This is a genomic window from Corallococcus praedator (assembly GCF_003612125.1).
Taxonomy (GTDB): domain Bacteria; phylum Myxococcota; class Myxococcia; order Myxococcales; family Myxococcaceae; genus Corallococcus; species Corallococcus praedator.
In genome coordinates this window covers 39,801-54,570 of the sequence record NZ_RAWI01000006.1, presented here as the reverse complement: position 1 = coordinate 54,570, position 14,770 = coordinate 39,801, and the positions used below count along the sequence as shown (strand labels likewise).

9 protein-coding genes are annotated in these 14,770 nt (G+C 70.5%); 6 read left to right on the top strand and 3 right to left on the bottom strand.

Annotation, left to right across the window (positions count from 1 at the left end; all coding sequences use genetic code 11):
* Positions 1–48 precede the first annotated feature (48 nt).
* Positions 49–3,672, top strand: a complete 3,624-nt coding sequence (locus D7Y13_RS01775) for a protein kinase domain-containing protein (protein ID WP_233595240.1) — start codon at positions 49–51, stop codon at positions 3,670–3,672.
* On the opposite strand, the gene D7Y13_RS01770 is transcribed toward D7Y13_RS01775, so the two are convergent.
* Positions 3,669–4,151: a hypothetical protein gene (locus D7Y13_RS01770; RefSeq protein WP_147444136.1), complete on the bottom strand. Its 483-nt coding sequence runs from the start codon at positions 4,149–4,151 to the stop codon at positions 3,669–3,671. The genes D7Y13_RS01775 and D7Y13_RS01770 overlap by 4 nt on opposite strands.
* 137 nt (positions 4,152–4,288) lie before the next feature.
* Here D7Y13_RS01770 and D7Y13_RS01765 point away from each other — a divergent pair, with 137 nt between their 5' ends.
* Entirely contained in the window at positions 4,289–4,813 is a 525-nt protein-coding gene (locus D7Y13_RS01765) for a DinB family protein (RefSeq protein ID WP_120581974.1), read from the top strand.
* Between the two features lie 6 nt (positions 4,814–4,819).
* Here the strand turns inward: D7Y13_RS01765 and D7Y13_RS01760 are convergent, their stop codons facing one another.
* Both D7Y13_RS01760 and D7Y13_RS01755 read right to left on the bottom strand, forming a co-directional pair.
* Entirely contained in the window at positions 4,820–5,599 is a 780-nt protein-coding gene (locus D7Y13_RS01760) for a siderophore-interacting protein (RefSeq protein ID WP_199732646.1), read from the bottom strand.
* Positions 5,596–6,051, bottom strand: a complete 456-nt coding sequence (locus D7Y13_RS01755) for a PadR family transcriptional regulator (RefSeq protein WP_120531536.1) — start codon at positions 6,049–6,051, stop codon at positions 5,596–5,598. The genes D7Y13_RS01760 and D7Y13_RS01755 overlap by 4 nt, the downstream gene beginning before the upstream one ends.
* A gap of 336 nt (positions 6,052–6,387) precedes the next feature.
* On the opposite strand from D7Y13_RS01755, the gene D7Y13_RS01750 reads away from it, so the two are divergent.
* From D7Y13_RS01750 to D7Y13_RS01735, 4 genes are all read left to right on the top strand, one after another.
* Entirely contained in the window at positions 6,388–7,719 is a 1,332-nt protein-coding gene (locus D7Y13_RS01750; RefSeq protein WP_120581975.1) for a CotH kinase family protein, read from the top strand.
* A 74-nt stretch (positions 7,720–7,793) separates the two neighbouring features.
* Positions 7,794–11,972, top strand: a complete 4,179-nt coding sequence (locus D7Y13_RS01745) for an MG2 domain-containing protein (protein WP_120581976.1) — start codon at positions 7,794–7,796, stop codon at positions 11,970–11,972.
* 140 nt (positions 11,973–12,112) lie between these two features.
* Positions 12,113–13,051: a DUF808 domain-containing protein gene (locus tag D7Y13_RS01740; RefSeq protein ID WP_120581977.1), complete on the top strand. Its 939-nt coding sequence runs from the start codon at positions 12,113–12,115 to the stop codon at positions 13,049–13,051.
* A 107-nt stretch (positions 13,052–13,158) separates the two neighbouring features.
* Complete coding sequence (locus tag D7Y13_RS01735) at positions 13,159–14,730, top strand: serine hydrolase domain-containing protein (protein ID WP_120581978.1); 1,572 nt, start codon at positions 13,159–13,161, stop codon at positions 14,728–14,730.
* The last annotated feature ends 40 nt before the right edge of the window (positions 14,731–14,770 follow it).

The window sequence follows — 14,770 nt, the reverse complement described above, 5'->3', positions numbered from 1 at the left end:
GCGACCGGCCCCTCCGGTACGCTGTGCGTTCCACGGGGGCATCTTCGCGTGCATGAGCCGAACGAAGCGGAGCTGAAGCTCGCCCTGGCCGAGGGCCTGCTCTCACGCGAGGAAGTGGACGCCCTGCGCGAGGAGGCGGCGCGGCGCGGTGTCGCACCGCTCCAGGTCCTCGTGGAGCGCGGACGGCTCTCCGTCGATTCGCTCGTGTCACTGCGCCGGGAACTCGTCACGGATGCGGCCTCGGAAGAGGACGCATCGCCCTCCGGTGCCACGGCGACGAAGCACCCTGCCTCAGCCGAGCCGCGTGGGGACAGGGCCGACAGCGACCGGGAACAGCCCCACCGGGTCGCGGGGTCTCCCGGCGACGCGGGCCCCCGCCCCGTGATGTCCGACGACACGCTTCCTCCGGGAGGGGCTCCGTCCAGGAGCGTGGACGGCCCCGCCTTCCCGGTGCCGTTCTGGGAGCGCTACCGTCCCGTGCGCTTCCTCGGGCAGGGCGGCATGGGGCGCGTGTTCCTGGCGCACGACGTGCGGCTGCACCGTGACGTGGCGCTGAAGTTCGTGCGCGACGAGGACCCGGAGCTGTCGCGCCGCTTCGTCGCCGAGGCACGCGCACAGGCCCGCGTGGACCACGAGCGCGTCTGCCGCGTGTACGAGGTCGGTGAGGTCCAGGGCCGCGCGTACATCGCCATGCAGTACGTCGCGGGCGAGCCGCTGCATGCCCTGTCCGGTCTGCTGTCCGTGGAACAGAAGGCCCTGGTGCTGCGCGACGCCGCGCTGGGCGTGCACGCGGCCCATCAGGCGGGGCTCGTCCACCGCGACCTCAAGCCCTCCAACATCCTGGTGGAGCGCGCGGAGGACGGCGCCCTGCGCCCCTACGTCATGGACTTCGGCCTGGCGCGCGATTGGAGCGGGAGCGAAGGCTTCACCGCCACCGGCACGGTGCTGGGCACGCCGCAGTACATGGCGCCCGAGCAGGCCCGGGGCGAAGTCACCCGCCTGGACCGGCGCGCGGACCTCTACAGCCTGGGCGCCACGCTGTACCACCTGCTCACCGGCCAACCGCCTGTCCCCGGTGCCAATGGATTGGAGGTGTTCAGCCGCATCGCCACCCATGAACCCCGCCCGCCGCGCGAGCTGGCCCCCGAGGTTCCCGCAGACCTGGAGGCCATCGTCCTCAAGTGCCTGGAGAAGGACCGCGCCCGCCGCTACGACTCCGCGCGAGCGCTGGCGGACGACCTGGAGCGGTTCCTCGCCGGCGAGCGGGTCCTCGCGCGCACCGGCCCCGCGTACCGCGTGCGCAAGTGGGTGGCCCGGCACCGTCGAGCGGTCGCGGTGGCCAGCCTCGTCGGACTCGCGGCGGCGGGCGCGGTGGGCCAGGGCGTGATGGCCCGTCGGGAAGTCTCGCGTCGCGAAGCCCTGACCCGCCGTTTCACCGAGGGCGTGGAGCGCATCGAGGCCCAGGCCCGCTACTCCGGACAGGCGCCGCTGCACGACACGCGGCCGGACCGCGAGGCCATGCGCTCACGCATGCGCGACATCGAAGCGTCCATGCGCGAAGCCGGCACCGTGGCGGAGGGGCCGGGCCACTACGCGCTGGGACGAGGGTTCCTCGCGTTGGGTGACGAAGCCGCCGCGCTCCAGCACCTGGAGGCGGCCTGGGCGGCGGGGAACCACGAGCCCCGCGTGGCGTATGCGCTCGCGCGGGTGCTGGGGCATCGGTATCAGCGCGAGCGGCTGGAGGCGGATCGGATCCCGGACGCGCCTCAACGCGAGGCGAAGCAGAAGGAAGCACAGTCCCGCTCACGCGACCCGGCGCTCGCGTTCCTGAAGCAGGGCCAGGGCGCGGAGGTGACCGCGCCCGAATACGCCGACGCGCTCCGGGCCTTCTACGAGGACCGCTTCGATGAAGCCCTGAGGTCACTGGACGCACTGGGTACGCGCCTGCCGTGGTTCCACGAAGCCGCGCTGCTCCGGGGCGACATCCTGCTCGCCCGCGCCGTGCGCCACGCCCTGGCGAGCGAACGCGACGCGGCCCGGAGCGACCTGGAGACCGGGCGCCAGGCCTACGCGAGCGCGGCCGACATCGGACGCAGCGTGTCCGCCGTGCACCGCGCGCGAGCGGAGCTGGAACAGGAGGCCCTGCTCCTCGAAATCTCCGGGAAGGGCGACGTGCAGCCCGCGTACACGCAAGGGATGGAGGCCGTATCGCGTGCCTTGGTGGCGGCGCCGGATGAAGCGGACACATGGGTGCTCGAAGCGCACCTCCACCGCCGGCTTGCGCAGGTGCGCGTCAGCAGCGGGGGCGAGGTGGAACCGCTGCTCATCCGCACGCTCGACGCGGCGAAGCAGGCGCTGAAGCTCGCGCCCGACAAGGTGGAAGCGCGCCATGCGCTGGCGATGGGCTGGTGGCAGTGGGCCCGCTACCGGCAGGGACGGGGCGGGGATCCGCGCGAACAGCTCCAGGCCGCGGTGGCCGCGTTCGACGCCATCCCCGAGTCCGCGCGCGACTACGACTTCCACCTGGACCTGGGCCTCGTCTTCAAGGTGTGGGCGGACTCCGAGGACGGACGCGGCGGGGACTCACTGCCCTTCCGGGGGAAGGCCATCGACGCGTACCGGCAGGCATTGCGTCTGGATGCGAAGCGGCCGGAGGCGTGGATCAACCTGGGCACCGCGTACGTGAACCGCGCGAACCATCCCCGGGCCCTGGAGCCGGACAAAGACCTGGAGGAAGCCCGGGGGTCGCTGGAGCACGCGAGCCAACTGGACCCCGGCCACGTCGTGACGTGGTTCTATCTGGCGGACGTCCACCGCACGCTCGCGCTGCGCGTGCGCGACCACGGAGGCGACGCGGGCCCCGGACTCGCAAGGGCGCTGGAGTGCTACCGGAAGGGCGTCGCCATCAACCCGCGCCTGCCTCCGCTCCTCAACGGCGTGGGTACCGTGCTGCTCGACCAGGCGCGCGAGGCGTGGGACCGGGGCGACGCGCCGGAGCCCCTGTTGGACGAAGCGGAGCGGGCCTTCACGCAAGCCATCACCACGGCCCCCACCGTGGGCTTCGCGCACAACAACCTGGGCGAGGTCCGCGCCTGGCGTGCCACCTGGCAGTTGGCGCGAGGAGAAGACCCCACCGCGAGCGCGAAGGAAGCACAGGCCGCGCTCCAGCAGGCGACCGCCCTGCTGCCAGACATCGCGCAGCCGTGGGCCAACCTGGGGCAGGTGCACCAGACGCTGGCCGCGTTCGCGCTGAGGCGCGGCAGGGACCCACGGCCCGACACCGCACGTGCCACGGAGGCTCTGACGAAAGCGCTGGGGCTCAACGCGAAGCTCGCGCAGGCGTGGCGCTGGCAGGGAGAAGTCCAGGCCGTGGACGCGCGCTGGAAGGCCTTGAAGGGCCCTGCATCCGACGCGGACTTCAAGCTCGCGGCGGACTCCTTCCGGAAGGCCCTGGAACTGGAGCCCGAGAACCTGGAGCAGCGCCTGGCCTTCGGTGCCTTCCTCGGTGAATGGGCCACGGCGCGGGAGGCGCATGGACAGGACGCGAAGGAGCAACTCCAGCGGGGCCTGTCGCTCACCGAAGCAGTGCTCACCGCGCGCCCCCATTGGAAGGACGCGAACACCCTGCGCGAGGACCTGCGCCGCGTCCTCGCGCGCCTTCCGCCCGATTAGTCCTCGCCGCGCCCCGTCACTTCCAGGGTGCCGTTGATGGTCTCGGTGATGCCCTGGGGCTCCGTGCACTTCGAGCAGTCGCTCATCGGGCACGACCACAGCTTGTGGTTCCCCTGTGGATCCTTGCCGCGCAGCGTCCACGAGGCGCTCTGGCAGGCAGGCACCAGCAACGGGTTCTGCGAGCCCTCCTTGAAGAGCGACTCGCCCGCCACGCCGATGCACCGGTCCTGCTGCACCTGGGACACGAAGGTCACGGTCTGCCCGGCCTGCACCTGCACCGTCGTGGTGCTGAAGTGGACCTTGCCCTCCGCGTTGGCCGTGATGAACACGTCCCCGGGGTTTCCCGGAGGGGGCGTCGGGCAGGGCTGCACCGGCGTGCTGTCACCCACCGCGGCCGAAGCAGCGTCGGTGGAACGGGGGGCTGTGGCACAGGCCAGCAGCCCGGTGACGCACAGGGGAAAGAGGACTCGGATTCGCATGGCGTGGTTCTCCAGGGCTTGCGCCGGCAGTGGTCCTCCGCGGGGAGGCAGGTCGGCATGATGCGCTACGAATCGAACGAGCGGCAGTCGTCCGCGCGGTGTGGGGCTGGTACCGCCCCTGTGCCAGAGTTCCTCCCATGGCCGACGAAGCCCGTGACTACCTGCTCCGCCAGTTCGAAACAGCGTGGGCACTCACCCAGTACCATCTGGATGGACTGACGACCGAGGAGTGCCTGTGGCGCCCTGCCCGCAAGGGCTTGCACGTGCAGCCGCTACCGGACGGAACGTGGCGCGCGGATTGGCCCGAGCACGAGGGCTATGACCTCGGGCCGTCCAGCCTCGCGTGGCTGACGTGGCACCTCGGCTTCTGGTGGTCCATGGTGCTCGACCACTCCTTCGGCGGCGGGCCCCTCTCCCGAGAGAGCGTGATGTGGCCCGGCAATGCCGACGCCGTCCGCGAGTGGATTGGCCAGCTCAAGGGCCAATGGCAGGACGTCCTCGAACGGACCACGGACGAAGACCTGCGCTCGCCGCGACGAACACGCTGGCCCTTCCAGGACCGTCCGTTCGGTGACGTCGTCGCCTGGGCCAATGTCGAGCTCACCAAGAGCGCCGCCGAACTTGGCTACGCACGCTTTCTCTACGCCGTCAGCGACCGCTGATCTGGATCAGTGCCCCTCATCCGCGCCGCGGTGCCAGTAGGCCGCCGCCTTGAGCCAGTCACCCGGATGGCGGCGCTCCTCGACGAAGTGGGTCCGCACCTCGCGGACGAGCGAAGCCTCACCGGCGATCCACACGAAGCCGTCCCCCGGTGGAGGCGAGAATCCGGCGAGTGCGCGAAGCAGGTGCTGTCCATCCTGAGCGCTCGGCTCCCCACGCACGACCCATTCCCGCCGCCACGCGGCCCGGGTCTCGAAGTGCTGCACTTCATCCGCACGCGCCACGGCCACCAGGGTCGACACGGGCACGCCAGGGCGCAGCGTCTCCACCCGCCGACCGATGGCTGGCAGCGCGCTCTCATCGCCGACCAGCAGGTACCAGTCGAAGTCGTCGGGCATGAGGGATGAGCCCTTCGGCCCCCCTATCTCCAGCGTCTGACCGACCTGCGCCGACGCGGCCCATTCCGTCGCGGGCCCGGCACCGTGCAGGGCGAAGTCGAGGGTCAGGGTCCCTGCCACGGGGTCGAAGGCGCGCGGCGTGAAGTCACGCATCACCGGCGGCCCCGCTTCATCACCCTGCCGAGGAAAGAACACCTTGATGTGGTCGTCTGGCGACGGGCTTTGGAAGCCCGCGAGTTCGGGCGACGTGAAACGGATCCGCCGCATCCGGGGGGTCAGGGCCTCCACGCCGCTGACGGTGAGCTCGCGCCGCCGCAGCTCGTGGCGCACGCGAACCATCTGATGCGGCGCGCCTCGCGCCTCCGCGTCCTGAAGGGTCGGGTGGTTCATGAGCGCAGCCTTTCAATCTTCTGCGCGGCCTCGTCGATGAGCGCGGCCACGTCGTGGAGGGTCTTCGTGTCCGTGCTGGCCGACAAGGTGTCGAACAGCACGGCCTTCAGGTTGTGCATGGCGCGCCGGACCGGGGCCGCGTCGGTCCGCTCGCGAACCTCCGCGGCGGCGCCGAGCCGCTGAAGCAAGCCGGCAACGGCGCTCGCGTTCTCCTGGAGCAGCGCCTGACCTTGCGCGGTGATGGAGAAGAGCTTGCGCTGGCTGTCGGTGTCCGGCTCACCGACCAGGCCCATGTCCTTGAGCAGGGTGAGGGTCGGGTAGATGACCCCGGGACTGGGGACGTACGCGCCGCGACTCAACCCCTCGATGGCGCGAATCAGGTCGTAACCGTGGCGGGGCTCCTGGGAGATGAGGTGGAGCAGGACGAGCCGCAGCTCGCCGCCCTCGAACATCCGGTGCCGACCGCCATGGCCATGAGGCCCCCGGTGGTCCTCCCGCTCTGAGTGCCAGTGCCCTCCCCCCTCTTCCCGCCCTCTTCCGGGTCTGCCTCGCATGGTGCGTCCTCTCTGCTCCTCAAGAGCCATCTTGGATAGGTCTTAGATATATCTTAGATATGTTGGGAGCAAGGCCTTCGCGGGGACCCGGTCGGTCGCCCCCCAGGGGTTCGCTTTCAGGTCATCCACCAGCGCCGTCGCTCGACATGCCCCCAAGGACGCCCTTGGCAGCGGCAGGGGGGCTGTCTCACCTTCCCCCGGCAGTGGCTGGCTTCGAGGCGCGGAGGAGGGTCGATGGGACAAGCGAGGCATGGGGCCTTGCGCGTGGCCATGGGCCTGGTGCTCGCGCTGGGAGCGACCGCGCCAGCCTGCCTGCCCCAGAGTTCGTGGACGACCTCCGTTCCCGAGTGCACGGGGACCGCGGGCGCCTCAATCGAAGGAGCCCCCCCCGTCCAGGGTGAGGATCCGCGGAGCTACGTCGAAGAGGATGGGCTGCCGGTGCTCCACCTCTACGTGGCGGACTCGCTGCCAGACGATGACGGCTACCAGGCGGCGCGCGTCTTCTATCGCGGGCGCTGCTACGTCGCCCGGGCCAGATATCGCGGGGCGACGTCCAAGGCCTTCCCCAAGCGCAGCTTCACGCTCGACTTCCGCGATGGAGAGACCTTTGACGAACCCTTGCTCGCGGGCGGCTTCTCGGGCCGGCGCAAGCTGGTGTTGATCAGCCCCTTCAATGACAATTCATACATCCGCACCCGGCTCGGCTTCACCCTGTGGAGCCGCATGTCTTCCGAACACCTCCAGGTGAAGACCTTCAGCGCGGTCGTCTATCTGGACGGGCGCTATCACGGACTCTTCACGGTGGCGGACCACGTCGACCGTCACTCGCTCGCGGCGCAGGGGATGGATGCCAGGGGAGAGCTCTTCAAGGCCGTGGGCCCAGGCGCCAACTTTTCCCGGCAGGATGCGTTCAACAGACCCAAGAGTCCGCTGCATCAGGGCCATGAGAAAAAGGAGGGCGAGCCCGAGATGGGAGACGGGGCCTACGCCAGCATCGAGCAGTTCACCGCCTTCGTGGCGGATACCCCTCCGGAGCGCTTCCGCGCGGAGCGAGGCGCCTGGATGCGAGTGGAGGACTACGAGGACTGGTGGATGCTGGCCCACCTGGCGGACCTGTCCGACTCCGTGACGAAGAACGCCTACCACTTCCGTGCGCAAGGAGCGGCGGAGCGATGGCGGTACATCCCCTGGGACCTGGATGCCAGCTTCGGACAGAACTGGGACACCACGAGACGGGCCCCGTGGCCGATGGCCACCTTCCCGGAGCAGAACCTCATCTGGACCCGGATGATGGAGGATCCAGCCATCCGCCAGCCCCTCCGCGAGCGATTCCACACGCTGCTCCACACCTCGCTTCACCGGGACGTCGTCCAAGGGCTCATCGACACCTATGCCGCCGAGGTCGGCCGCGCGGCCCGGAAGGATGAAGCCCACTGGGGCGAGGCCTATCGCCACTTCCCGGTCTGGAACCAGCGCACGGACATCAACAGCTTCGAGGACGAGGTGAAATACATCCACGACTGGGTGGATGCCCATTGGGATGCCCTGGAAGAGGAGCTCCGCTGACAGCGCGTCCAGTCGCCAGGGCGCCCCGGCAGGGAGCCTAGAACTTCTGGCCCGCCCGCGCGTTGAATGGGGCCATGACCTTCCACGTCCCGCGTGCCCTGCACGTGCTCCTGACCCTGGGGTTCGCCACCCCCCTCGTGCTGCTGTCGCCCCGCGTCCTCGCGGCCCGGGCCACCACGCGCTCCCTGGGCGGCGCGGACCGGTACGTGACCCACGTCACCACCGACAAGCCGCTCTACCGCCCCGGGGAGCAGGTGCTGGCGCGGGGCCTGATGCTGGAGGCCCTGAGCCGCAAGCCGTACGCGGGCTCGCTCCAGGCGCAGTTGGAGGTGCGGGGCCCCCGGGGGGATGTCGTCACCACCACCACCCTGTCCACGGCGGACGCCGTCTGGGGCTACGCCTGGCCCATTCCCGCCGGACAGGCCGGCGGCGAGTACACCCTGCGCGTCACCTACCCGTGGACGGGCGCCGCCCCCGCGGAACGGAAGTTCGACGTGCGCGCCTACCGGGCGCCCCGGCTCAAGTCACAGATTGAGTTCCTCCGGGACGGCTACGGGCCGGGTGACACCGTCACCGCCACGCTGGACGTGAAGCGCGCGGAGGGCGGCGTGCCCGAGGGCGCGAAGGTGATGGCCACCGCGCTCGTTGACGGCGCCACCGCGGCGCAGGTGCCGTGCACGGTGGACGGCAAGGGGCGCTGCACGGTGCGCTTCCCGCTGCCCGCGGCGATGGAGCGCGGCGAGGGCACGCTGGCCTTCACCATCGAGGACGGCGGCGTGGTGGAGTCGGCGGCGAAGACCATTCCCATCCTCCTCCAGACGCTGGACCTGTCGCTGTACCCGGAGGGAGGCGAGCTGGTGGCGGGGCTCACCTCGCGCGTCTACTTCGAGGCGCGCACGCCCGCGCGCAAGCCGGCGGACCTGATGGGCCGGGTGGTGGAGCTGGGCTCCGGCAAGGTGGTCGCCCGCGTGCGCTCGGAGCACGAGGGCCGTGGCCGCTTCGAGCTGACCCCGCAGGAGGGGGTGCGGTATGCGCTGCGCATCGACGCGCCGTCGGGCATCCAGAAGACCTTCCCGCTGCCGGAGGTGAAGCCGAGGGGCGCCGTCATCCGCGTGCGCGAGGACGTGGTGCCCGCCGGCAAGCTGGTGCAGCTCGCCGTGGGACTGACCGGCGTGGGCCGCGCGACGGTGACGCTGAGCCAGCGCGAGGTGCGCGTCGCCTCGGTGGTGCTTGGGGACTCGAAGGGCGGGCCGGTGACGCTGGATCCAGGCGAGGCGGATGGCGTGCTCGTCGCCACCGTGTGGGACCACGACGGGCGGCCCGTCGCGGAACGGCTGGTGTTCCGCCAGCCCTCCAAAGAGGTAAATGTGGAGCTGAAGGCGGACCGCACGCGCTACGTGCCCGGCGGCCCGGTGCAGCTCACGGCCCGGACGACGCGCGACGGCAAGCCTGTCTCCGCGCTGGTGATGCTCACCGTCACGGATGACGCGGTGCTGGAGCTCCAGGAGAAGCGCGACCAGGCGCCGCAGCTCCCGGTCATGGTGCTGCTGGAGCCCGAGGTGAAGGAGCTGGCCGATGCGCAGCTCTACCTCGACGCGAAGAATCCGAAGTCGAAGCTGGCGGTGGACCTGCTGCTGGGGACGCAGGGCTGGCGGCGCTTCGCGCTGACCGACACGCAGGGCTTCCTCGCCCGGCATGGTGACGCGGCGATGCGCGTGCTCGCGGTGCGCTGGCCGCAGGAGCCCGTCCAGAGGCCCCGGCCGTCCACCCGCGGGGGCGGTCGAGGCGCCAACATCCCTGCCATGAAGAACGGGCTCGCGCAGCCCGGGATGGCGCGGGAAGAGCTGCTCGCGGACGACGAGCTCGCTGGCGAGGGGGCGGCCCTGGGAGGTGCGATCCCCAGCGTGGCACAGGCCGCCCCGGCCCCGGTGCTCCCGGCTCCGGCGCCACCTCCTCAGGAGCCCATGGCCCCGGTGGTCGCGGCCCAGGTGGTCGCGGCCCAGGACCGCTTGGTCGAGGTGGAGGAGGAGGCGCCGATGATGGACAAGGCCCGGCGCGCGAAGCGGGACATGAACTTCGTTGAGCGGCGTGTCCTCAGGGGACAGGCGGTCTACTTCCGCGAGTTCGCGCACACGGTGCGCCCGAACCGCAAGGCGGGAGACCGGGTCGACTTCGCGGAGACGCTCTACTGGAACGCCGGGGTGCGCACGGATGCCCGCACCGGCGAGGTGCGGGTGTCCTTCGCGATGAGCGACTCGGTCACGACGTTCAAGGCGTTCGCGGGAGCGGTGGGCGCGGACGGCGCGCTCGGCTCGGCGGTGGCGGAGCTGGAGTCGGTGCAGCCGTTCTACGCGGAGCCCAAGCTGCCCCTGGAGGTGACGTCGGGAGACGTGGTGCGGCTGCCGGTGGCGATGGTGAACGGGACGGAGGCGCGGCTTTCGGGCGCGGGGGTGAAGGTGGAGCTGAAGGGGGACGTGAAGGTGACGGGCAGCGGCACGCAGGACCTGGCCTCACAGGCGCGGGCCCGGCAGTTGTTCTCGCTGGAGATTGGCCAGGAGGCGAAGCCGGTGGACGTGAAGCTCACGGCGAGCGCTGGTGAATACACGGACGTCGTCACCCGCACGCTGTCCATCAAGCCCCGGGGCTTCCCGGGCCGCGTGTCCTTCGGCGGGCTGCTGTCGGCGAAGGGGCCGGCGTCGCACCGGGTGGTGCTCCCCGAAAGCGTGGTGCCCGGCAGCGTGCGGACGTCCATCGCCGTGTACCCGGGCCCGTTGGCCAACATGACCGAGTCGCTGGCCCGCCTCATCCAGGAGCCCTCCGGCTGCTTCGAGCAGACCAGCTCCACGACGTACCCGATGACGATGGCGCAGCAGTACTTCCAGACGCACACCGGCGTGAACCCCGAGCTGGTGGCGAGCGCGAAGGAGAAGCTGGAGCGGGGCTACCAGCGGCTGGTGGGCTACGAGACGTCCGAGAAGGGCTACGAGTGGTTCGGGCAGAACCCGGGCCATGAGGCGCTGACCGCGTTCGGCCTGCTGCACTTCACGGACATGCGCCAGGTGCGCGAGGTGGACACCGCGATGCTGGAGCGCACGCGCGAGTGGCTCCTCCAGCAGCGGGACGGACAGGGCGGCTTCAATCGCAAGCGCCGCGCGCTGCACGTGTGGGTGGAGGACGCGGACACGTCGAACGCATACATCCTCTGGACGCTGCTGGAGAGCGCGGGACAGCCGGCCTCGCAGGCGAAGCAGTTGTCCAGCGAGGTCGCCTCGGTGAAGGCCGCGGCGGCGAAGAGCACCAACAGCTACGTGGTGGCGCTGGCGGCCAATGTGATGGCGCTCGCCGGTGACACCTCCGAGGCCCGGGCGCTGATGGGCCGGCTCGCGTCCCTGCAGGCCAAGGACGGCGTGGTGGGCGGCTCGACGCAGTCCATCGTGGGCAGCTCGGGGGAGACGCTGAACATCGAAACCACCGCGCTGGCGGCGCTGGCGTGGATGCGCGAGCCCTCCCACGTGGGGAACGTGGAGCGGGCGATGAAGTTCCTCGCGGAGTCCAGCGACGGTGGCCGCTACGGGGCGACGCAGAGCACGGTGCTCGCGCTGCGCGCCATCATCGCCTACGACAAGGCGAGAGCGTCGAAGCTCACCCCGGGCCTGGTGCGCGTCTACGTGGAGGGCCGCCCGGTGGGCGAGCCGGTGCGCTTCGACGGCTCCACCCAGGAGGCCCTCAAGCTGCCCGACGTGAGCGCGCTGCTCGGAGCGGGCGAGCGCCGCGTGGAGCTGCGGATGGAGGGCGGCGCGGAGCTGCCATACTCGGTGGAGGTCACCTACAGCGCGCTCATGCCGGACAGCTCCAAGGAGACGCAGGTGGCGCTGGAGGTCGCGCTGGCGAAGACGGACCTCACCGAGGGCGAACCCACCGAAGCGCGGGTGCGGATCGCCAACCGCACGGGCCAGCGGCTGCCCACGGCGGTCGCCATCTTCGGCGTGCCGGGCGGGCTGGAGGTGCGGCACGACCAGCTCAAGGAGCTGGTGAAGCGGCAGGTGGTGGATGCTTACGAGGTGCTCGGGCGCGACGTCGTCCTCTACTGGCGCGGCATGGAGCCGAACAAGCGCATCGACGTGCCGCTGTCCCTGGTGGCCGCGGTGCCCGGCACGTACACGGGCCCGGCCAGCCGCGCGTACCTGTACTACGCGGACGAGCACAAGACGTGGAGTGAGGGCGTGAAGGTCTCCATCGCTCCGAAGCCGTAACCACCAGGGACGAAGGGGGCCTGTTGGGGACGGACGGGGAGCCTGGGGGAGCAGGCGAAGCCGTGCCCATGGGTTCCCCGCTGTGGTAATCCGCTCTGGCCGCAAGGCGATGACCCTCACCTCCAGCCCGGACGACTTCCATGGCAGGCAGCAGCCTGATTGCGCTCCTCGACGACATCGCCACCATCCTGGACGACGTCTCCATCCTGACGAAGGTGGCGGCGAAGAAGACGGCGGGCGTGCTCGGTGACGACCTGGCGCTCAACGCGCAGCAGGTGACGGGCGTGAAGGCGGACCGCGAGCTGCCGGTGGTGTGGGCGGTGGCGAAGGGTTCGCTGGTCAACAAGGCCATCCTGGTGCCGGCGGCGCTGGCCATCAGCGCGCTGGCGCCCTGGCTGGTGACCCCGCTGCTGATGGTGGGCGGCGCCTTCCTCTGCTTCGAGGGCTTCGAGAAGATCGCGCACAAGTTCCTGCACAGCGAGGAAGAGGACAGCGCGCACCGCACCGAGCTGCGCGAGGCGCTGGCGAATCCGAGCGTGGACCTGGTGGCGCTGGAGAAGGACAAGATCAAGGGCGCGGTGCGCACCGACTTCATCCTCTCCGCGGAGATCATCGCCATCACGCTGGGCACCGTGGCGACGGTGGACTTCGCCACCCGCGTCTCGGTGATGGTGGGCATCGCCCTCATCATGACCGTGGGCGTGTACGGGCTCGTGGCGGGCATCGTGAAGCTGGACGACGCGGGGTTGTATCTCAGCCGCCAGTCCGGCGGCTTCCAGCGTGGCCTGGGCGCGGGCATCCTCCGCGCGGCGCCCCTGCTGATGAAGTTCCTCTCCGTGGCGGGGACGGCGGCCATGTTCCTGGTGGGCGGCGGCATCCTCGTGCACGGCATCTCCGGCCTGCACCACGCGGAGGAGTCCCTCACCGCCTGGGCCAAGGGCGTGCCGGGCGTGGGCAGCATCCTGGGCGGGCTCGCCCCCATGCTGCTCAATGCCGCGGTGGGACTGGGAGCCGGCGCCGTGCTGGTGCTGCTCTTCACCCTGGGCCAGAAGGTGCTGAAGGGTCGGGGCAAGAAGTAGCGCGGGCGCGGCCCGGGACCGGGCCGCGGAAAAAGGGTCCAGACCGGCAATCGGCAGGGCGTGGAGGCCGTATACCGTCAGTCCCCCTCCCTTCCTCCGGTGAAACCATGCGTCGTCCCCTGTCCCGCCTCGCCCTCGTGGCCGTCCTGTTCGGCTCGGGGGGTGCTGCCCTCGCGGCGGAGGGGACGAAGAAGCCCGCCACGCAATGGATGGCCAGCGCTGCCCAGACGGCCCGCGCGGCGCGGGTGGAAGCGGGGTTGGCACCCATCGTCATCGAAGGTGAGAAACCCCAGAGCCTGACGCTCCCGCAGTGGATGGCGCTGTACCGGATCCCCGGGTTGAGCATCGCCGTCTTCGACAAGCACGCCATCGTCTGGGCCAGGAGCTATGGCGTGAAGGAAGCCGGCGGCTCGGAGCCCGTCACCCTGGAGACGCTGTTCCAGGCGGGCTCCATCAGCAAGCCGGTGACGGCCATGGCGGCGCTGCACTTCGTCGAGGCGGGCAAGTGGTCGCTCGACGAGAACATCAACGACCGGCTGCGCTCGTGGAAGCTCCCCGAGAACGACTTCACGAAGGAGCAGAAGGTCACCCTGCGCCGGCTGCTCAGCCACAGCGCGGGGACGACGGTGCATGGCTTCCCCGGGTACGCCGTCGGCGCCCCCGTGCCCACGCTGGTGCAGGTGCTGGAGGGCGTGAAGCCCGCGAACACCTCCCCGGTGCGCGTCGACCTCGTTCCCGGCACGAAGACGCGCTACAGCGGCGGCGGCACGTCCATCGTCCAGTTGATGATGGTGGATCAGCTCCAGAAGCCGTTCCCACAAATCATGAGCGAGGCGGTGCTGAAGCCGCTCGGCATGACCCAGAGCTCCTACGAGCAGCCCCTGCCTCCGGACCGTGCCGCCAGGACGGCCACCGGGACGTACTCCGGCGGCAAGAGCGTCGCGGGCCGCTGGCACGTGTACCCGGAGATGGCCGCGGCCGGACTGTGGACCACGCCGTCCGACCTGGCGCGGGTCGCCCTGGAGGTGTCCAAGGCGAAGGCGGGGAAGTCCACGCGCGTGCTGTCCCAGGCGATGACGCAGCAGATGCTGACGAAGCAGTCGGAGACGTTCGGGCTGGGCTTCCAGGTCGGCCCCGGCACCAACGAGTTCCGTCACGGAGGCTCGGACGAAGGGTTCCAGGCGGCGCTGACGTCCTTCAGCGACACGGGCAGCGGCGTGGTCGTCATGGCCAACTCCGACAACGGCTTCCTGCTCTTCGACCGCCTCATCGCCAGCGTGGCGTCCGAGTATGGCTGGACCGCGTTCAAGCCCGAGCCGGAGTCGCCGTCCACCCAGGTGGATGTGCTCATGCGGCTCAAGGGCGTCGACGCCGCGCTCGCCTGGTACACCGCGAAGCACGCTGCGGGCATGAAGGGCCTGGAGTCGGGGCACCTGAACCAGCTCGGCTACCGGTTGCTGGGGGACGGCAAGGGCTCGGACGCGGTGCGGGTGTTCGAAACGAACGTGAAGCTCTTCCCGACGGATGCGAATGCCTACGACAGCCTGGGCGAGGCACAGCTCCAGCAGGGCCGGAAGGAAGAGGCCATCGCGAGCTACAAGAAGTCGCTCGCACTGGATGCGGGAAATGCCAATGCCGTGAAGGTCCTCGAGAAGCTCGGCGTGCCCACCGGGAAGTGAGCGCGGGGTCAGGGAGCGCTCAGCCTCTACCGCTTCCTGA

Coding starts and splice junctions, on each gene's coding strand:
- D7Y13_RS01770 (WP_147444136.1), bottom strand. CDS start 4,151: ATGCGAATCCGAGTCCTCTTTCCCCTGTGCGTCACCGGGCTGCTGGCC.
- D7Y13_RS01765 (WP_120581974.1), top strand. CDS start 4,289: ATGGCCGACGAAGCCCGTGACTACCTGCTCCGCCAGTTCGAAACAGCG.
- D7Y13_RS01760 (WP_199732646.1), bottom strand. CDS start 5,599: ATGAACCACCCGACCCTTCAGGACGCGGAGGCGCGAGGCGCGCCGCAT.
- D7Y13_RS01755 (WP_120531536.1), bottom strand. CDS start 6,051: ATGTTCGAGGGCGGCGAGCTGCGGCTCGTCCTGCTCCACCTCATCTCC.
- D7Y13_RS01750 (WP_120581975.1), top strand. CDS start 6,388: ATGGGACAAGCGAGGCATGGGGCCTTGCGCGTGGCCATGGGCCTGGTG.
- D7Y13_RS01745 (WP_120581976.1), top strand. CDS start 7,794: ATGACCTTCCACGTCCCGCGTGCCCTGCACGTGCTCCTGACCCTGGGG.
- D7Y13_RS01740 (WP_120581977.1), top strand. CDS start 12,113: ATGGCAGGCAGCAGCCTGATTGCGCTCCTCGACGACATCGCCACCATC.
- D7Y13_RS01735 (WP_120581978.1), top strand. CDS start 13,159: ATGCGTCGTCCCCTGTCCCGCCTCGCCCTCGTGGCCGTCCTGTTCGGC.